16 protein-coding genes are annotated in these 19030 nt (G+C 46.3%); 4 read left to right on the top strand and 12 right to left on the bottom strand.

Annotation, left to right across the window (positions count from 1 at the left end; genetic code table 11):
* Nucleotides 1–2 precede the first annotated feature (2 nt).
* The 11 genes from FHW36_RS05325 to FHW36_RS05275 all read right to left on the bottom strand — a co-directional run bounded on the left by FHW36_RS05325 (nt 3) and on the right by FHW36_RS05275 (nt 14152).
* Nucleotides 3–1046 (bottom strand): PEGA domain-containing protein, encoded by a 1044-nt coding sequence (locus FHW36_RS05325; RefSeq protein WP_145663383.1) that lies wholly within the window; start codon nt 1044–1046, stop codon nt 3–5.
* Nucleotides 1047–1058: 12 nt separating this feature from the next.
* The gene (locus tag FHW36_RS05320) at nt 1059–2741 is read right to left on the bottom strand and encodes a RagB/SusD family nutrient uptake outer membrane protein (RefSeq protein WP_145663380.1); all 1683 of its coding nucleotides are present in this window, start codon (nt 2739–2741) and stop codon (nt 1059–1061) included.
* 40 nt (nt 2742–2781) lie between these two features.
* Entirely contained in the window at nt 2782–6126 is a 3345-nt protein-coding gene (locus tag FHW36_RS05315; RefSeq protein ID WP_186452311.1) for a SusC/RagA family TonB-linked outer membrane protein, read from the bottom strand.
* A gap of 240 nt (nt 6127–6366) precedes the next feature.
* A complete protein-coding gene (locus tag FHW36_RS05310) occupies nt 6367–7557 on the bottom strand; it encodes a FecR family protein (RefSeq protein ID WP_145663374.1) in 1191 nt (396 codons plus the stop codon).
* 76 nt (nt 7558–7633) lie between these two features.
* Nucleotides 7634–8251: an RNA polymerase sigma factor gene (locus tag FHW36_RS05305; RefSeq protein ID WP_145663371.1), complete on the bottom strand. Its 618-nt coding sequence runs from the start codon at nt 8249–8251 to the stop codon at nt 7634–7636.
* 224 nt (nt 8252–8475) lie between these two features.
* The gene (gene fumC, locus FHW36_RS05300) at nt 8476–9876 is read right to left on the bottom strand and encodes a class II fumarate hydratase (RefSeq protein WP_145663368.1); all 1401 of its coding nucleotides are present in this window, start codon (nt 9874–9876) and stop codon (nt 8476–8478) included.
* 52 nt (nt 9877–9928) lie between these two features.
* A complete protein-coding gene (locus FHW36_RS05295) occupies nt 9929–10705 on the bottom strand; it encodes an enoyl-CoA hydratase/isomerase family protein (protein ID WP_145663365.1) in 777 nt (258 codons plus the stop codon).
* 44 nt (nt 10706–10749) lie between these two features.
* Nucleotides 10750–11931: a S41 family peptidase gene (locus tag FHW36_RS05290; protein WP_145663361.1), complete on the bottom strand. Its 1182-nt coding sequence runs from the start codon at nt 11929–11931 to the stop codon at nt 10750–10752.
* Between the two features lie 27 nt (nt 11932–11958).
* Complete coding sequence (locus FHW36_RS05285) at nt 11959–12714, bottom strand: porin family protein (protein WP_145663358.1); 756 nt, start codon at nt 12712–12714, stop codon at nt 11959–11961.
* A 95-nt stretch (nt 12715–12809) separates the two neighbouring features.
* Nucleotides 12810–13646, bottom strand: coding sequence for a hypothetical protein (locus FHW36_RS05280; protein ID WP_145663356.1), 837 nt, complete (start codon nt 13644–13646; stop codon nt 12810–12812).
* A gap of 86 nt (nt 13647–13732) precedes the next feature.
* Nucleotides 13733–14152: a cobalamin B12-binding domain-containing protein gene (locus FHW36_RS05275; RefSeq protein ID WP_145663353.1), complete on the bottom strand. Its 420-nt coding sequence runs from the start codon at nt 14150–14152 to the stop codon at nt 13733–13735.
* Between the two features lie 94 nt (nt 14153–14246).
* Between FHW36_RS05275 and FHW36_RS05270 the strand changes: the two genes are divergently transcribed.
* The 3 genes from FHW36_RS05270 (at nt 14247) to vapC (ending at nt 16649) form a co-directional block, all read left to right on the top strand.
* Nucleotides 14247–15914 (top strand): glutamine--tRNA ligase/YqeY domain fusion protein, encoded by a 1668-nt coding sequence (locus FHW36_RS05270; protein ID WP_186452310.1) that lies wholly within the window; start codon nt 14247–14249, stop codon nt 15912–15914.
* Between the two features lie 94 nt (nt 15915–16008).
* Entirely contained in the window at nt 16009–16236 is a 228-nt protein-coding gene (locus FHW36_RS05265) for a type II toxin-antitoxin system VapB family antitoxin (RefSeq protein ID WP_222428990.1), read from the top strand.
* Complete coding sequence (vapC, locus tag FHW36_RS05260; protein WP_145663350.1) at nt 16233–16649, top strand: type II toxin-antitoxin system VapC family toxin; 417 nt, start codon at nt 16233–16235, stop codon at nt 16647–16649. Before FHW36_RS05265 ends, vapC begins: the two co-directional genes overlap by 4 nt.
* Before the next feature lie 48 nt (nt 16650–16697).
* Here the strand turns inward: vapC and gltX are convergent, their stop codons facing one another.
* Nucleotides 16698–18227, bottom strand: coding sequence for a glutamate--tRNA ligase (gene gltX / locus FHW36_RS05255; protein ID WP_145663347.1), 1530 nt, complete (start codon nt 18225–18227; stop codon nt 16698–16700).
* A gap of 152 nt (nt 18228–18379) precedes the next feature.
* Here gltX and FHW36_RS05250 point away from each other — a divergent pair, with 152 nt between their 5' ends.
* Nucleotides 18380–19009 (top strand): polysaccharide deacetylase family protein, encoded by a 630-nt coding sequence (locus FHW36_RS05250; RefSeq protein ID WP_145663344.1) that lies wholly within the window; start codon nt 18380–18382, stop codon nt 19007–19009.
* The last annotated feature ends 21 nt before the right edge of the window (nt 19010–19030 follow it).

Raw genomic sequence — 19030 nt, 5'->3', positions numbered from 1 at the left:
ATTCAGTCATTACAAGTGTTTATTGCTTTTTCCCTGACAGAACAGCCCAGGAAGGCTTCCGGACCTATGCCCAGGTATTTGGGGCCATCATTTACATTGGTGACTCTGGCAGACATGAAATCGAGATACCAGTTCATCCACGGAAATATGTAATGGTACATTTCTGCCGCATGTACTACGAGGCCGTCGCCCGCCTTATGGGGCAATTGAAGGCCTTTATCCTGGTAAAAGTTTTCACCCACGGTGTGCAGCCATTCATGCACCCATACGCCGGGGTCATTATTCTTGTAATAATTGATCCGGTCAGTGAGACTGGTGCTTGCATCAAATTTTACGGTAACATAGCCGGTTTTCATGCTTTCCTTCAGCGGGTTGGTCCATGCCAGTCCGAAGTAGCCGCTTTTAAAGCTGCAGGCGCCCTCGCTTTCACGCCAGAAAACAAACACACAGTCGTAGGCGCCGGGTTGAATATCAGGCATCAGATCCGCAATGGTGGAGGGATCTACGGTATACCAGTTATTGGCGCCGCGCGTCAGCATCACCGGGGCGGTGATATCTTTGCGGGTTACTTCCCAATGTATGGTGTTGTAAGCATACTTTTCAAAATGCTGCTGCAGGCTCCACCGGAAAAAATCGTATCCCTGGTCCAGCTCTGCTGTTGAAAAATGGGTGCTGCAATCTCCCGTAGTGGAAGTGCCTTTGGTTTCATTTACTCCGATCCAGAGTGCTTTCCATACCTTAGGAACAGGTTTATCGGCAGTAGTAAAATTCAGCGTACCCGCTGCCGTTATATCCACTTGTTTACGGAGATACTGAAAAGAATTTTGCAGCGCCACGCCTACTATGTGATTACCGGCAGTTACGGCAATATTACCGGGGGCGGAAATGCCGGTGTATGCGCCGTCGAGGTATATATAGCCGGCTTCCGGTGCTGACACGGCTACCTGGATTTTGCCATCGGGTTTATCACCACCGGCGGGGGTGCTGCTTTTTTTGCATGCACCCACCACCGCCAGCAGTAATACTAACGTCCATTGTGTTTTCATTCTGAGGGGTTATTAATTATATCCGGGGTTCTGTGGTAAATTGGTTCTCCTGATTTCTTCCCTTGGAATAGGCAAAAGATAATGTTGAGGTTTAAATGCCCTGTCCTGTACCTTTATGTAGGTATAGGTTTTGGATCCGTCAGGATTCTTAACAATCTTTACGCCACCCAGCGGGGTATTCTCTGTTACATCGGCTATCTTCCAGCGGCGTACATCGTAGTATCGCTGTCCTTCCAGGCACAACTCCACGCGGCGTTCGTTCTGTATTTTGGCCAATAGTGCGGTACCGGTTAAGCTACCTGGCAGGTTGTTTACAATACCAGCGCGATGCCTGAGCAGGTCGAGATATTGCCGGGATACAGCTTCATGTCCCAGGTTAAACTCTGCCTCTGCATAGTTTAAATAGATTTCTCCCAGTCGGGAAATGATCCAGAATTTGTTGGTTTGTGTTTCTACATTGAAATTAAAAGTAGTGTCCTGGTATTTCCTAAAGCTATACCTTGTCATGCTGGCATTCCAGGTATCCCATCCCTGCTGGGAGTCAAGACCGCCTTCATACATTTCGGCAATATTGCTATGTCCTGCAGCGTAGCGGTCTTTGAAAAAATCAGGTTTACCATAAGGCTTTCCATCAAAAATAATATCACTATAAAAACGGGGATCCCTGTTAACATAGGGCTGTTGCGGATTATAGCCTGATGTGGCATCGGTGATATCTTTTCCATCGGCAGTACCAAAAGCGTCTACCAGGTTTTGGCTGGGCGCGAAGGATGACCAGCCATGGAAGCCGCAGGGAGCCAGGAACATTTCTACACCCTGGAAAGCGTTCCACTGGTATTGTTTGTTACCCTGGCGGGCCATGAGTATTTCTGAGTTCCAGGTGGTAAAGATATTTTCATAACCGCCGGTGTATAATTGGTATCCGGGCAGGTCAATCACTGCCTTGGCTGCATCAGATGCCAGTTGCCATTTCTGCTTATCGTTGGATGGGTTCCATAGCGGGCTGGCGGCATATAGCAGGGCTTTTGATTTGAGCGCCAGGGCGGCGGCTTTGGTAGCGCGTCCCAGCCCGGCGGCGCCGGAGCTGTAACCTACCGGCAATACAGCCGCAGCGGCATCACATTCTGCTACAATGAAGGCTACGCATTCATCGAAAGTGCTACGGGATGCCTGGAAATTACTGTTCAGATCAAAAGGCTTTTTTACCAGGGGCACACCACCATAGTCGCTAATCAGTTTAAAATAGGCATAGGCGCGCAGATAGATAATTTCTGCTTTCAGGCGGGCGCGTATGGCATCATCGCCGGGTACACCATCTATTTTAGACAGGAAGAGATTACAATCCTGTATTCTTTTATAGGTATCACTCCAGATATCGAAGTTGCCCAGGTTATCGGGTGTTAAAGATCCTGAGTTCATGATGGAAGCATTATAGTCGTCAAACTTATTGAATGCTTCATCGGTTGCTGAAGAGAGCGCCCAGGTACGATTGGTAAGGTTATCCCAGTAGTGCCCGGGGTTAGGTAACACTGTATATTGAAAATCAGCAAATGCTTCGGCCAACTTTAAATCTTTCCATACCGACTGGTCAGAAAATGAATCCAGGGGCACTTTATCCAACACATTTTTCTGACATGCCATTAGCAGGAAGGTGGTCATTAATGCGGTTCCTATTTTCCAGTATATTCTTTTCACAATAATTAAATTTAAATGTCCATAAATATGATAAAATGGATTACAGACCTATGCTGATACCTGCACGATAGATCCTGGTCTGTGGATAATTGATACCGGTAATGTTGTTCGTTTCCGGGTCACGATTAAACTTCTTCATTTTGTCGATAGAGAAGAGATTGAACCCACTCACAAACACCCGGATATTTTCAATACCGATGCGACCATATAAATTTTTAGGGACGATATAAGACAGCTGGGCTGATTTCAAGCGGATAAAAGATGCATCTGCCAGCCAGAAATCGGCATATACAGAATTACGCGGATCTTTCGAGTTAAATGCTCTTGGATAGATGGCATTGGCGTTGTCTGGCGTCCAACGGCCGTCGTACAGCCATTGTGGAGGCGCTACCACAGAACCCTGCATCTGGGGCAGGATCATTTGTTTGGCTTCTGTTTGACCGGCCCATACCAGGTCGAGTGCCAGTCCTTTGTATTCTGCTCCCATCGTAATACCAAAAACAATTTTTGGATAGGCCGATTCAGGAATCCTCACCTGGTCATCGTAAGTGATAAGGCCATCATTATTTTTATCCACCAACCAGAGATCACCTGGCTTTGCACCCGCCATATGCGGCGATTTATCTACTTCTTCCTGCGTATGATAAATTCCTTTAGTTTGGAATACTACCCATGAATCGATAGGCAATCCGGTTGATTTCTGGTAGTCCGGGATATTGGGTGCTTCATCGCGGAACAATACTTTACTTTTTGCATAGGTGAAGTTAAATCCTACGTTGTATTTAACAGCCCTGGCTTTGCCATTGTAATTCACGATAAAATCAAAGCCCCTGTTCAGCGTTCTGCCAATATTTTCTGCCGGCAGAGTTAAGCCTGTATATAATGGTACAGACGCATTCCGTGGTGCAAGGATATCTTTACGCAGGTTGTGAAAGTAATCTGCTGTTACACTCAGCTGATTGTTGAAGAATACGGCATCCACCCCAATGTTCCTGGTATCCTGCTTTTCCCAGGTAATGTTGGTATTGGGAATAGAGGCCAGGTACAGCGCAGTGGCTTCTGAATAATTGGGACCGAAATAAGTATAATATTCTTTAGGATAGGAAGAATAGTCGGAAGACATATTGCTCACCAGTGAGTACCTGGCCAGGTACATATATTTAGATACCGCATCGCTACCCATTACACCCCAGGAAGCGCGCAGCTTCAGGTTATCCACAAATCTTACATTATCCTTGAAAAATGGTTCTTCTGAAATGCGCCAACCAAGAGATACAGAAGGGAACATGCCCCAACGTTTATTTCCGGGGAAGTTAAAGGAACCATTGTAACGACCTACTACCTCCGCCAGGTATTTATCTGCATAACTATAGGATACCCTGCCCAGGTAGCTTTCACGACCATCCTGGCTTGCGCTGCCGGTGGCTAACTGGTCTACCGCACTACCGGTAAAGAGTTGATCCAGCTGATCACTTACCAGGTTTTTGCGATAAGCATAGGTCATCCGGTAATTGGAAACAGTTTGCTCATATCCTGCGAAAGCGTTGATGCTGTGCTTGCCGAAAGTTCTGTCGAACGCCACTTTATAGAAGTAAGTGTTTTCGTTATAGGACCTTTCATCCTGCGACAGGCTGAGTATAGCGGTGCTGGTCTTCTGGTTGTTGTATGTATTGGTAGACAGGCTATAGGTATATGCATCCCACGGGCGGGTGAAATTCTTTTCACTTCTCTGGCGATAATCAAAGGCTGCATAACCGCTCACCGACAAACCTTTCAGGATAGCGGGCAGCTGCCAGTCAAATCCTATTTTGGGTTGTACGAAGAGATCTGTTACATTATCATAGCCCGGTGCAGACGACATCATCAGGTAAGGGTTACGTCCGTTTGAAATACCGGCAGAAGGCAACCCGTTGGTCCAGTGTACCGGGATAAAAGGATACATGCTCACCGTTTCATGCAAGATGCTACCAGCAGAAATAGCAGGGTATTTCCTTTCTTCCTTCCTGGCAGCGATATCGAAGGTGAGCTTTAAATTTTTGGATACGGAAGCATCAATATTGGAACGTAAGTTATAGTTCTTGAAATTTTCATCGCTGTTGCTCCAGTTGCTTTGCTGCGACAGGTATTGGCCGGAAATAAAGAACTTCACGGCATCGCTGCCACCTCTTACAGAAATGCTATGATTGGTTTGCGGCGCGTTTTTGCGGAACACTTCCTTCTGCCAGTCGGTGCTGGTATAATTGGGATCATTTCCTGCTTTGTATTTATCTATATCAGCCTGTGTATAGGGCAGTGTATTACCCTGGTAACCATTCAGCTCATTGTAATAAGTCATATACTGCCAGGAGTTAACACGGTGTTCCATCCTGGTCAGTTGCTGGATATCATAAGAGCCCTCATAGGAAATAACCGGCTTCCCTGCTTTTCCTCTCTTGGTGGTAATAAGGATGGCACCGTTGGCAGAACGTACGCCATAAATCGCTGCAGATGCGTCTTTCAGCACGGTTACACTTTCGATATCATTAGGATTGAGCCTGTCGATATTCCGGTCAGGAATACCATCTACGATAATCAAAGGATCTACACCACCGCTAAAAGAATTGAATCCTCTCACATATACGGAGGAGTAGTCATCGCCCGGACGGCCGGAGCGGTTGTTGGCAATAACACCGGGAATATGCCCGGCAAAGGCATTGGTTACGTTGGCGGTAGGTACCCTTGCAATTTCTTCTCCTTTCATGGTGGCCACAGATCCCACCAGCGTGGTTTTCTTCTGCGTACCGTAACCCACTACTACCACCTCCTGCTGTTGGCTGACCAATCTTTTCAATACAACGGTAACGAATACACTCTTTCCGATCGCTACTTCCTGTCTTTCCATGCCAATGAAGGAAAAGACCAGGATACCAGAAGAGGCATCGGGTATATTGATCTGGAATTCGCCATTTTCTTTGGTAACGATACCGGTGGAAGTTCCTTTTACTTGTACGGTTACCCCCACGAGTGGGGTACCATCTTCACCGGTTACTCTTCCTCTTACCGTTGTTGCCACAGCAGGCTGGCGCTCAGCCACAGTAGCATTTCCTGCCGATGAAAGCTTCCGGACAACAATCGTTTTGTCGATGATTTCATAGGTAATAGAGGTGTGTTTGAAACATTGTTTCAACACTTCCTCCACGTTGGCATGGTTTACTTCGAGATCAACATTGCCGGTGTGTTCCAGCAGGCTATTGTTGTAAACAAAGTTATATCCTCCCTGCCGGCTGATTTCTTTAAATACGGTGCTGAGAGGGGCATTCTTCAGTGAAAGTGTGATAGTCTGTGCATTCGTAGCGGCGCCCGCCTGTATAATGAATGCCAGGATCAGAAACGTGGTCAGCTTCATTGTCAATCTGGTTTTGGCCCACAATCCCTTTTGAGGTCGTTGCTGTGCGACATAGCAGCCATTCAAAAAAGTGGAATTACAAAGAACATTTTGCATACTTTTGTTAAGGTTTGGATGTAAACAATTGTCAGTCCCGAAATGATTGTATAGTTGTACTGATCCAACAATCTGCCGGGCAGTGCCGCAAACACTACCCGGTTTTTCGTTGCATCAATTTCTTGGTTGATCTGAATGTTGGTCTTACTTTCTTACGATAACTTTTCTTCCATTGATCACAAAATGAACACCGCCGCTGATTTCCATGAATTGTAATAATTTTGATAATGGAACATTCCTGGATATTTCCATGCTATAGGAATCAGCAATTTTATCTTCGAATATTATATCTACATCATACCAGCGGGCTATTTGCCGCATAATTGTTTCCAACCCCATGTTATTATAGGAAAATTTGCCGGCTTTCCAGGCCATCAGCGTTTCTATATCAGCATGTGGCACTATCCTGATATCCTCGTTTACCAACGCCTGCTGGCCGGGACTCATTAACACCTTTTTTCCAAGGTGAGACACTATTACTTTTCCTTCCAGCAAAACAGTACTGCTGGCTGCTTCATCGGCATAAGCATTCACATTGAAATGGGTACCCAGTACTTTTACTTCCATTCCTTGTGCTACTACTTTAAATGGTTGGTTTTCTTTCCTGGCTACTTCAAAATAGGCCTCCCCGGTTACTTCCACTATACGTTCTTTTCCGGTAAAGCTGGTAGGAAAATGCAGCGAAGAAGCCGCATTCAGCCACACTTTGGTACCGTCTGGCAGTACAATCTGGTACTGGCCGCCACGCGGTGTGGTTACCGTATTATATACTGCATCTGCTCCTGTAAGATTGCTTATTTGATAGGCGAGTTGACCGTTATTCAATTTCGTTACAGACGCCGCGCCTTGCTGGGTGAGGGTTCCCCTGGCAGCACTATCCAGTTCAATATGGCTGCCATCTGTAAGTGTAAGGATGGCCTTATTGCTTCCTGGCAATATATCTGCTTTGGCTACCTGGTTAACCGTAGTTCCGCGATGAGTAATGGACTTCCTGATCAAATAGGTAGCTGTTCCTGCCAACAAGATGATCATGGCGGCTACGGCTGCCTTCCATATACCAGTACGCCTTTTAATGGACAGCTGGTTTTCCTCTTCCATGGGCACGGAATCTTCTTTACCTGTCTTCCGCAGAATGTCCTGGAAAAGCTGATCCTTTCGGGCTTTATCTGTCTGCCCGGTAAATGTCCCGCTTTCCAATGCTTCTTCAATTACTCCCAACAACTCTTCTGAATGCCCGTTTTCACGCAGTTGATTAATTAATGCCTGCAAATCTTCCACAGGCAAGGCATTATTAAGGTGCTGCTGCAACAGTTCTCTTAGATGTTGACTATCCATTGTAAAGCAAAAAGGTGAACGTTACTATAAAGACACCTGGAAAAAGCGGAGGTATTAGTGGAAATCAAAAAAAATTTCAGCTGGCAAAAAAGGTAGCCTGTGCAAAGAAGCACATAAGCAATATTTCGAGTATGCTGTAGTGACGGAGATAATCGCGAATCACATGCAAAGCCTTGTTCATATGGCTTTTCACCGTGTGCCGGGAAATGTGGAGGGTCGCTGCAATTTCTTCCTGGCTCATGCCATGGTGGCGGCTTAATGAATAAATAGTACGTTGTTGTTGGGAGAGATGTTCAACGGCGCCGGCTACCTGCTTTTCCAGCTCATGGCAGAGCAGGTGCTTATCCGGGGCATCGGAGGAAGCAATAGTGTCTTCGGCATAGTCCAGTAAATGATTGGTAAATGCCGCTGTCTTTATTCTTTTCCTGAATACATTATAGATATGATTACGTGCAATGGTAAACAGGTATCCTTCAAAATTTTCAACCCCTGCCAGCTTTTCCCGTTTCAGCCACAACTTTACAAAAACATCCTGGGCCATCTCGTTGGCCATATTCTCCGATTTGGTAAGGGCGAGGGCTACTCCATACACCGTATCCCAGTATTGGTCAAAGAGTACCCGGAAGGCTGCTTCATCACCCTCTGCCACTTTCTTAAAAATGGACACTTCATCGTATAGCCGGACAACTGACAAAAAATCTCTTTTGTGGAAACAGTTAGATAAGTAATCGTTTTGGTTGCTGTACTAAGGAGTTAAATGTATAGATAAATCGATGGCCGGTATTTGCAAAAATTAGCCGTTTATCATCAGATATTAACTGTGCCTGTTTTGCAGTAATAGGGGAGAACGCAATAAAAAGGGCTGACCTGGAAGCAATTTTGCCCGACGGTCAGCCCTCGCCATAAATATTAAGTTGACTATTTTATTTCGCCTACCATGTGTGCGGGAACTACCCACTCATCAAATTCAGCAGGGGTTACATAACCCAGCTTCACCGCCATTTCTTTGAGGGTAGTGCCTTCCTTATGTGCTTTCTGCGCAATTTCAGCCGCTTTGTAGTAGCCGATTTTGGTGTTGAGCGCAGTTACCAGCATCAGTGAATTTTGCACATGCTTCTGGATATTGGCTTCGATAGGCTCAATACCTTCCGCACATTTATCGTTGAAGCTTACGCAGCCATCACCAATCAGGCGGGCAGAATGCAGGAAGTTAAAGATCATTACAGGTTTGAATACGTTCAGCTCAAAGTGGCCGTTAGCGCCGCCTACGCTGATCGCTACATCGTTACCCATTACCTGTGCAGCAATCATGGTGAGGGCTTCGCACTGGGTAGGATTTACTTTACCTGGCATGATAGAAGATCCCGGTTCGTTGTCTGGGATATGTATTTCACCGATACCTGCACGTGGACCGGAGCTCAGCATGCGGATATCGTTGGCGATCTTCATTAAGCTCACCGCTACAGTTTTCAGGGCGCCATGTGCTTCTACGATAGCGTCGTGTGCAGCCAGGGCCTCGAATTTATTTTCAGCCGTTACGAAAGGCAGACCGGTTAATCGGGCAATATTTTTTGCCACATTTTCTGAATAATCCTTAGGGGTATTGATGCCGGTACCTACGGCAGTACCACCCAGTGCCAGTTCGCTCAGGTGTGGCAGCGCGTTGTTGATAGCTTTCAGACCATGCGTCAGCTGTGCTACATAGCCGCTGATTTCCTGTCCGAGTGTGAGCGGGGTAGCATCCATAAAGTGGGTGCGGCCAATTTTCACGATATGTTTAAAGGCTTCTGCTTTTTTAGCGAGGGTGTCGCGCAGTTTGGTGATACCCGGGATGGTTACTTCCTGCAGCATTTTGTAAGCCGCAATGTGCATGGCAGTAGGGAAGGTATCATTGGAGGACTGCGATTTGTTCACGTCATCATTCGGGTGAACGAATTTATCCTTGTCAGTCAGCTGACCGCCGTGAAGCACGTGTGCGCGGTAAGCCACCACTTCGTTTACGTTCATGTTAGACTGGGTACCGGAGCCTGTTTGCCAAACTACCAGTGGAAATTCGTTATCCAGTTTACCTTCCAGGATTTCATCACATACCTGGCCAATCAGGTCACTTTTTTCCTTTGGCAGTACGCCTGCTTCCAGGTTGGTGATAGCTGCGGCTTTCTTCAGGTAAGCAAATGCCTTAATGATTTCTTTCGGCATTTTGTTGATATCCTGCGCGATCTTGAAATTTTCAATGGAGCGCTGAGTTTGGGCGCCATAATAGGCATTTACAGGCACTTTTACCTCGCCCATTGTGTCTTTCTCTATTCTGAATTCCATGACTTAAACTTTTAAGGGTACAAAAGTACAGCTTTAAGGATAGGGCAGCAAGCTATTCTCCCTTAAAATTCGGCTGTCTTTTTTGGATAAAGGCAGCTGCACCTTCTTCCAGGTCTTTGGTGGCAAAGCAGGCCCCGAATTCCTTCAGTTCAAGTTCATAACCGTCTACGTCTTTGTCCAGTGCCGCATTGGCGCATTTGATCACCCGGGCAATGGCCAGCGGCGCCTTGGTTTGTATTTTCAGTAAGATAGTTTTGGCTTTGGGCAGCAGTTCTTCGGGCTTCAACACGTGATTCACGAGTCCCCAGGACAGGGCTTCAGTAGCGGTAATCATGTCGCCGGTCATCATCAGCTCCATGGCTTTGCCTTTGCCAATCAACTCTGTGAGCCGCTGGGTACCACCGTAGCCGGGAATCAGTCCCAGGTTAACTTCCGGCTGGCCAAATTTGGCATTTTCACTGGCCAGGCGGAAATGACAGGCCATGGCCAGTTCACAACCACCGCCCAGGGCAAAACCATTCACCGCCGCGATGATGGGTTTGGGACAGGAGGCTATCCGTTTAAAAATCACATGACCTTTTTTTGCCAATTCTTCTCCCTGCTTGCTCGACAGGGTAAGAAATTCACTGATATCAGCACCGGCTACGAAGGCCTTTTCGCCGGCGCCGGTGATAATAGCTCCTTTAATGGTTTTGTCGCCGTATATTTCATCTACCGCCAATGCCAGGTCTGCCAGCACCTGCTGGTTAAGGGCATTCATTTTCTCCGGGCGATTAATCGTAATAGTCAGGATGTTCTGCTCTATGGCTGTGCTTAACGTCTGATACATGGGCCGTATTTTTAGTTTATCAATATTAAGCAATATTTGATAACCTAATGAATCAGCCCGATGGCAGCCTCTAATTGCTTGTCCTGCCCTAAATTAAGCGCAGCTTCATCATATTTCACTTCCAAGTCCGGAGGAAATCCTACTCCTTCATAAATTTTCCCATCCTTGTATTTCAACATGAGGGAAGAGGTATATACAAGGTTCATATAATTGGTGGTAAACTGGCCCCCGTTAAAAAACAGGTTGCCAATCAGCGGACCATTGGCGCCCCAGGTACGTTCTCCCACGAAATGTCCGTTGGGCAGCGCTTTCACGGCCATGGTAGTCATTTCCGCCATACTTGCCGACCAGGCATCTGCCAGCATCACAATGGGTGCGGTAATATTGCGTGCCCCTGCCTGCGGCGTTGCAAAAGCCGGCGCCCAGGGAGAATAGTCCAGGCGGCCATTTCCTTGTTTGGAACGGGTATAGCCGAAATCAAGTTGCTTATCGATCATTCTTCCCAACAGGAAATCAAGGTCCGCCAAAGCGCCACCGGGATTACCACGCACGTCAATAATAATCCCCTTGATATTGGCAGTATTCTGCAGTTTATCGAAGAAATACTGTTCCACCCTTTTTACGCCATTAGCTGTGTCCGTTTTATACAGTTCTTTCAAGGCAAATTCGCTGAAGAAAAAATAGAGAATGTTTTGTTGAATAGTTCCCGATACCGCCACATATTGATTGGAGCCATCTACCGTATTGGTATATCCACGAATAGCACCGCCCCGGTCGAGGTATTTGCGCGGGATAGTGTCATAAAAATGAAAAATACTAATAGGATTGTGAAAACCGGGACTGGCCGACTTCCGCTCATAAGAAGGACTGATACTGGGTGAATCCACCAGCCAGGTGTCGTTAAACGTAATATTATAGTGCGAATCAACCAACCCTGCTGTCATCTGCTTGAAATAAGTATATCCTTTTCTTACATCATTAGAATCATTCAAGTTTAACTTGGCAAAAAGCGGTTTGTATTGCTTGTATACGTTATCCCAATTAACAGTGTCAATATCCCAGAATATATAATTATTATTCATTCCATTCCAAAAGGCGTCAAACACTTCATTGAAATTAGCAGCAATGGTATTCTGCGGATCATTGATTTCCGGCATTTCTTTACGACAGGAAACTCCGGTAAGCAATACCAGGATGATCAGGATATATTTATCAAGATATTTCATCTTATCAGTTATTAACAGTGAACGAAATTATTCTGCAGCAGCCAACTCAGGGTGGAAGATATTCTTGAGATTAAACAGGCAGCCAGCCTGGATCACATAAGTATCATTGTAACGCGGTATCTGGTTGATCATATAGTTTTTCTGCTGATCGGTTAGCCCATAGTAATATCTGCCTTCTACAAAAATGCGGTAACGCTGATGCAACAGGTACTCAACGCCGGCGCCAGCCAGGAGGCCAAATTCCATGCGGCGGTCGCGACGGCTGTCGAAGCTGTACTTTTCATTATAGTTATACGCTTTGTCGTATTCGAAGAAAGTATAAGTCTGCTGATTATCGGGAATATCCGGTGCCAGGTTAAAGGGATTGGCCATAGCCCCTTTAATGTGGCCACTGGCCCAATAGGCGCCGTACCCGCCCAGGTTCATAAACCCTTTCAGCTTATCGCCACCAAAAGAGAAATGGGCCATAACAGGTAACTGGATGTAACTATTGGTACTTTTTTGATAGATACCATCAAAGAAGTGGTCCCTTTTCTGTTCGTAATTCTTCTGGATGTACCCCGGATCTGCTTCTACAGCCAGCCAATTGTTAAAGTGATATTGTAGGGGAATGCTCACTGTAAATCCGCTTAAAGCATCATATTTTGTATAAGCCCTGTAACCGGTACTGGTATGCAGGTAATTTTTATTGTATCCTCCGGAAACGCCTATCTCAAATTGGGCTTGGACATAACTGGTGCACAGGAATAGTAACGTGCTAACAAAGAATAGACTTCGTTTCATATGGTTCCATTTTGGGTGATATCAGACTCTCTTCAAAATAAAAAAACCGGAACTAATTCAATTAGTTCCGGTTTTTAAAATAACGCATTAATGTCTTAATAGTTTACTTCAAACTCTGCTTTGCCACTTTTCATCTTCATATAGTGCGATTTTCTCTTTACTTTAAAATAATTCACCCCACTAAAATTATATCCGAGGGTCACAAATACCAGGTTGGCTTCCAGGTTTTTGTAAGGATAGATGCTACTGCCCGTTGCCTTATCTTTTGTTTTAAAGTCCTGGTTAAAGAAATTCTGCGGATAATACTGCACTTTTAAGCCAAATCCGGGGTTGACACGGAAGCCCGCAAAAACAGAAGGCATCAGGAGCGGTGTACGGTCGCTGAACCATTCGTTGAATTTATGCACCTTCTTACCGTCTATAAATTGTTTTTCCTTGTAGTTAAAAGCCAGGTCAATTTCGCCACCGGCAAAGAAGAAGAAGCTACCGCCGGTTACATCTCCAATCTTGAATCCCAGCGGAACACCCAGGGTATATACCCGCTGCTTTAGCTTCAGTGAGTCGGTAGGTTTGGAAATCAACCCAATGTTCTTGATGTTGATACCAGTGAAAAAGCCCAGGTTTTTGGACACATCCTTGTTAAAATTGGTACCTATGTTGAAAAAGAGGGTAAAGCGGGGAATATTCCTCATATGTTCCCCGTTTTCCTTCATGGATGCAAAAGATAACAGGGCGCCTTCGCCGCCACGCGTTACGTATATCCCTTCCCGATGTTTAGGGTATTTACCAAAAATCAGGGAGAAGGTAGTAAAAGTCGTTTTTTCAGTGCTATCAACGGCCGGGGTACTGGCCGAATCTTTTTTCTCCTGGGCAAAAACACTACTTCCTATCAGCAACAGTACCAGGAATAGCGGGAGTAACTTACATTTCATAATACGGGTTGTGGTTTTTTAGATTTATGTGGAATACCTTAAAGACGACCCGGTGTAAGAAATGTTACGACGATCCCGAAAAAAATTTAAAAATTTCTGTGAGCGGCCACCCACTGGGTGATATACTCGGAAATATCTTTGGTATTTGTACCCGGGGGAAACAGTTTACCTACCCCCATCTCCTGTAAAGTTTCCATGTCGGCATCGGGGATAATGCCGCCACCGGTCAGCAGTACGTCGTTCAAGCCTTTTTGCTTCATTTCCGCGATGATTTTAGGGAATACCGTCATATGAGCGCCGGAAAGGATACTCACCCCGATAGCGTCCACATCTTCCTGGAGGGCAGCATTGACCACCATCTCCGGGGTTTGCCGGAGACCGGTGTAAATCACTTCCATGCCGGCATCCCGCAGTGCGGCGGCAATCACTTTTGCGCCACGATCATGACCATCCAGGCCCACTTTGGCTACCAATACACGAACAGGACGATTTAACGGGTTGACCATACCTTTTTTTATTAAGGTCGTAAATGTAACGAAAAACCAGAAAAGGGTAAGCTTTCGGCTTTTTCGTACATTTGCCCTCCAAGATAAAATCATTATGAGCGAAGAAAGATCCCTCAATTTTATAGAACAAATTGTAGAAGACGACATTGCCAACGGCGTAAACGGAGGCCGCGTACTCACGCGCTTCCCGCCAGAGCCCAATGGATACCTCCATATCGGGCATGCCAAATCTATTGTGCTGAACTTTGGCCTGGCCCAGAAATACAATGGGAAAACCAATCTCCGCTTTGATGATACCAACCCGGTTACAGAAGATACCGAGTATGTGGATTCTATTAAGGAAGATATCCGCTGGCTGGGATTTGAATGGGATAAAGAACTGTATGCCTCCGATTATTTCGAACAACTCTACGCCTTTGCCGTAAAAATGATCGAAAAAGGACTGGCCTATGTAGAAGATGCTACCGCTGCCGAAATAGCCGCCGCCAAAGGAACACCTACCACACCCGGTACGCCAACCCCTTCCAGGAGCCGGTCTGTAGCGGAGAACCTCGACCTGTTTGAACGGATGCGTAAAGGTGAATTCAAAGACGGAGAAAAGACACTCCGGGCCAAGTTAGACCTGGCCGCGCCTAATATGCACATGCGCGACCCACTCATGTACCGTATTAAACATGCCCATCACCACCGTACCGGCGACAAATGGTGCATCTACCCGATGTACGACTTCGCCCACGGCCAGAGTGATAGCATTGAAAATATTACCCATTCCATCTGTACCCTGGAATTCATACCTCATCGCCCGTTATACGATTGGTTCATCCAGGAACTGGACATCTTCCCCAGCCGGCAGTACGAGTTTGCCCGCTTAAACCTCAACTATACGGTGATGAGCAAACGAAAACTGAAGTTACTCGTAACGGAAGGACATGTACGTGGCTGGGATGATCCCCGCATGCCTACCATCAGCGGCCTGCGTCGCCGTGGCTATACCCCTTCCAGCATACGTATGCTCTGCGAAAGGGTAGGTGTACAAAAACGCGATAACATCATCGAACTGGGACTGCTGGAGTTCTGCATCCGTGAGGAACTGAACAAAACTGCCAACCGCGTAATGGCAGTACTGGACCCGGTAAAACTGGTAATCACCAACTATCCCGAAGGTCAGGTAGAAGAAATGGTGGCCGACAACAACCCGGAAGATGAAACCGCCGGTAACCGCGTGCTCCATTTCAGCAACACCCTGTATATTGAAAGGGAAGACTTCATGGAAGAACCACCCAAAAAATTCTTCCGCCTGGGCCCCGGCCTGATGGTGCGCCTGAAGAACGCCTATATCATTAAAGGGGAAAGCGTAGAAAAAGATGCCAACGGAAATATTACTACCATCTACGCCACCTACCTGCCGGAAAGCAGAAGCGGCGGCGACCACAGCGGCCTGACCGTAAAAGGTACTATCCACTGGGTGAGCGCAACACATGCCGCTACCGCCGAAGTACGTGTATACGATCGCCTGTTTAATGTGGAAAACCCCGCAGCAGAAGAAGGCGACCTCGCTTCCCTCATCAACCCGGATTCCTTAACGGTAATCAAAGAAGCATTCGTAGAACCTGGCCTACTGAAAGCCAAGCCCGGAGAACGTTTCCAGTTCCTCCGCAAAGGCTATTTCGCGGTAGACCCGGATAGCACATCAGAAAAGGTAGTGTTCAACAGAACCGTTACCCTGAAAGACGCCTGGGCAAAAGAAAGTAAAAAAGGTTAATCTTTTTTGAACAATATGGGAGGTCGGACTGTTACAGTCCGGCCTTTTTTGTGTATATATTATACGTACTTTAGTTCATGATAAATTAATGCTTATGGCAAAGGCAAAAACAAAAATTAAAATTAAAACCAATATCGAAACAGTTAACCTGGATCCCGAATTAATGGAGGAAGCCATGAAACTCAGCAAGGGAAAAACTACAGTAGAAGTGATTAATGAGGCATTGAGAAAATATGTGATGGGAATCCATCAACGTAAATTTCTGGATTTAAAAGGTAAAATAGAATGGGATGGTGACTTAAACGAAATGCGAGGCAAATGAAACAACCACTTCTCTTTGACACGTCGGTATGGATTGATTCGATACGGCAAAAGAATACACCAGCAACTGAAGTATTAGCCTACTATATGCAGCATGACTATGAAATCCCGCTAATTCCAGTTATAGTACAGGAGTTATTACAAGGAATAAGACATGATGCACAACATCAAAAAATCAAGCGAGTTTTAAGAGGCTATACGAAATTGGAAATTACGCCTATGGCTGCTGCAATGGGAGCCTCCAACCTATTTCGGGCTCTAAGGAAAAAGGGAGTTACCATTCGAAAAAGTAATGATTGCATGATTGCATACTACGCAATCAGCTTTGATCTTCAAGTTGTCCATAACGACAGCGACTTCGACCTCATCAGCGCTCATTCTCCGCTAAAAATCTGGAAAAACAACAAAGGCTAAACGATGTTACATCATTTAGCCTTTATCTATATCCAACTTCTAACATGGCTATTTAAACGCTTCCAACCCTTTGGCGATCCTGTTGCGGGTTTCCGCTACACCTAAAGTGGCTACGATATCAAAAACAGGAGGACCGAACTTACCACCGGTCAGCATAATGCGGAAAGGCAGTTGTACATCTCCCATCTTTAAATTCCTTTCGGTAGCCAGCGCTTTGAAAGCCGCTTCCAGCTCAGCTGCAGGAGCAGCGTCCAGCGTCTCCAGCTGGGCAGACCAGGCAGTAAAGAAAGCTTCCTTATCGGTATTCCATTTTGGTTTTACCGCTGCTTCGTCGTAACTGGCGGGGCTTTGGAAGAAGAAAAACCCGTGCTCCCAGATATCATTTACAAAGTAACAACGTTCCTTTACCTGGCCCGCTACGGTAGCTACATAGGCAGGAGCGGCGGAGATACCCTTTTCTGCCAGTACAGGTTGGAAAAGAGCTGCGAGGCTATCGTTGTCTTTATGATGAATATACTGGTGGTTAAACCATTTGGCTTTTTCATAATCGAATTTGGCGCCGGCTTTATGCACGCGCTCCATAGAAAATTTCTCGATCAGCTCTGCTAAAGAGAAAATTTCCTGTTCGGTACCATCATTCCAACCCAGCATGGCCAGCATGTTGATGAAAGCTTCTGGCAGGAAGCCTCTTTCGCGGAACCCAGTGGTGAGGTCGCCGGTTTTAGGATCCGTCCAGTTCATAGCGTAAACAGGAAAGCCTAGACGATCGCCATCGCGCTTACTGAGTTTCCCGTTGCCATCTGGTTTCAGGATCAGCGGGAGGTGTGCCCATTGGGGCATATCAGCTTCCCAGCCCAGGTATTTCCAGAGCAGGAGATGTACTGGCGCTGACGGTAACCATTCCTCTCCGCGGAAAGCGTGTGTAATCTTCATCAGGTAGTCGTCTACCACCACGGCGAGGTGATAGGTAGGCATACCGTCTGCTTTCAGCAGTACTTTATCGTCGACCTGTGAGGTATTAAAGGTAACTGCGCCACGTACCATATCTGTGAAGGTAATGTCTTCATTGGCAGGCATATTAATACGGATCACATGCGGGGTATTTTTCACCAGCAGTTCCTGCACCTCCGCGTCGGGCAGGGTGAGCGAGTTACGCATTTTCTGCCTTACCTGGTGGTTGTATTGTGGAGAAGGGTTTTCCGGGGTTTTGAGCCGTTCGCGCATGCTTTCCAGCTCTTCCGGTGTATCAAAAGCGTAATAGGCATGGCCCGATTGCACCAGCTTTTCTGCATACTGACGGTATAAAGGCTTACGTTCACTCTGGCGGTAAGGACCGTAAGGACCGCCCAGGGCAGGGCTTTCATCCGGCGTGAGTCCGCACCAGCTCAAACATTCGCTGATGTACTCTTCTGCTCCCGGCACGTAGCGGGTTTGATCTGTATCTTCAATACGCAGCACAAATTCGCCTTTATGCTGCTTCGCAAATAAATAGTTGAACAATACAGTGCGTACACCTCCAAGATGTAGGCCTCCAGTAGGACTGGGCGCAAAACGCACTCTTACTTTTTTGTGATCCATAGGCCGCAAAGATAAGGATTTAGTGGTAAGCGATCCGGGAATAGTATAGGGATGGGGCAGCAAAAATTAAAATTTTTTAATCCCCTGCCCGGCTGCACGACATTGAGTATATTGCGGGATCAATAAGCTAAACGCAAAAAGCCCAAGGCTGTATGTTCTATCTTACTAAAACGCCTGGTATCCTTAAAGCCTTATACAAAAGCTGCGTCTGGAATATGTCGCCCGCTGGCAACAAAGTATACCTCACCTTTGATGATGGTCCGCATCCGGAGGCTACTCCGTTTGTATTACAACAACTGGCCAAATACAATGCAAAAGCCACTTTTTTCTGCATCGGAAAAAATGTGGTGGAATACCCTGCCATCTATCAGCAGATACTGGAAGCGGGGCACACTACCGGCAATCATACCCACAACCACCTGAATGGGTGGAAAACCAATACACAACAGTACCTGGAAAACACGCTGGAAGCAGCAAAGTATATTGCTTCGCCTTTATTCCGCCCACCTTATGGCAGGATTACGCCTTTCCAGGTCCGGCAGATCCGGCAAAAAATACCAGGGGCAAAAATCATTATGTGGGATATCCTAAGCGGAGATTTTGATACGATGATCAATGGAGAAGCCTGTGTACAGAACGTGGTATTCAAATTACAACCTGGATCTATCGTGGTTTTTCATGACAGCACCAAGGCCTGGGATCGCCTGGAATATGCCTTGCCGCGGGTACTGGAGTTTTGCAAAAAACAAAAATTTGAGGTCGCTTCCATCCCGGTTAGTTGAGCGGAATACATAAAGCACAAA

It is taken from the genome of Chitinophaga polysaccharea, from assembly GCF_007829335.1.
GTDB classification, from domain to species: domain Bacteria; phylum Bacteroidota; class Bacteroidia; order Chitinophagales; family Chitinophagaceae; genus Chitinophaga; species Chitinophaga polysaccharea_B.
Note: the sequence above shows the minus strand (reverse complement) of the source record. Positions and strands in the feature narration are given on the sequence as shown.

Bases quoted from the DNA above. Each gene is read 5' to 3' on its own strand.
- FHW36_RS05325 (WP_145663383.1), bottom strand. From the start codon at position 1,046: ATGAAAACACAATGGACGTTAGTATTACTGCTGGCGGTGGTGGGTGCA.
- FHW36_RS05315 (WP_186452311.1), bottom strand. From the start codon at position 6,126: ATGAAGCTGACCACGTTTCTGATCCTGGCATTCATTATACAGGCGGGC.
- FHW36_RS05310 (WP_145663374.1), bottom strand. From the start codon at position 7,557: ATGGATAGTCAACATCTAAGAGAACTGTTGCAGCAGCACCTTAATAAT.
- fumC (WP_145663368.1), bottom strand. From the start codon at position 9,876: ATGGAATTCAGAATAGAGAAAGACACAATGGGCGAGGTAAAAGTGCCT.
- FHW36_RS05295 (WP_145663365.1), bottom strand. From the start codon at position 10,705: ATGTATCAGACGTTAAGCACAGCCATAGAGCAGAACATCCTGACTATT.
- FHW36_RS05290 (WP_145663361.1), bottom strand. From the start codon at position 11,931: ATGAAATATCTTGATAAATATATCCTGATCATCCTGGTATTGCTTACC.
- FHW36_RS05285 (WP_145663358.1), bottom strand. From the start codon at position 12,714: ATGAAACGAAGTCTATTCTTTGTTAGCACGTTACTATTCCTGTGCACC.
- FHW36_RS05280 (WP_145663356.1), bottom strand. From the start codon at position 13,646: ATGAAATGTAAGTTACTCCCGCTATTCCTGGTACTGTTGCTGATAGGA.
- FHW36_RS05275 (WP_145663353.1), bottom strand. From the start codon at position 14,152: ATGGTCAACCCGTTAAATCGTCCTGTTCGTGTATTGGTAGCCAAAGTG.
- FHW36_RS05270 (WP_186452310.1), top strand. From the start codon at position 14,247: ATGAGCGAAGAAAGATCCCTCAATTTTATAGAACAAATTGTAGAAGAC.
- FHW36_RS05265 (WP_222428990.1), top strand. From the start codon at position 16,009: ATGGCAAAGGCAAAAACAAAAATTAAAATTAAAACCAATATCGAAACA.
- vapC (WP_145663350.1), top strand. From the start codon at position 16,233: ATGAAACAACCACTTCTCTTTGACACGTCGGTATGGATTGATTCGATA.
- gltX (WP_145663347.1), bottom strand. From the start codon at position 18,227: ATGGATCACAAAAAAGTAAGAGTGCGTTTTGCGCCCAGTCCTACTGGA.
- FHW36_RS05250 (WP_145663344.1), top strand. From the start codon at position 18,380: ATGTTCTATCTTACTAAAACGCCTGGTATCCTTAAAGCCTTATACAAA.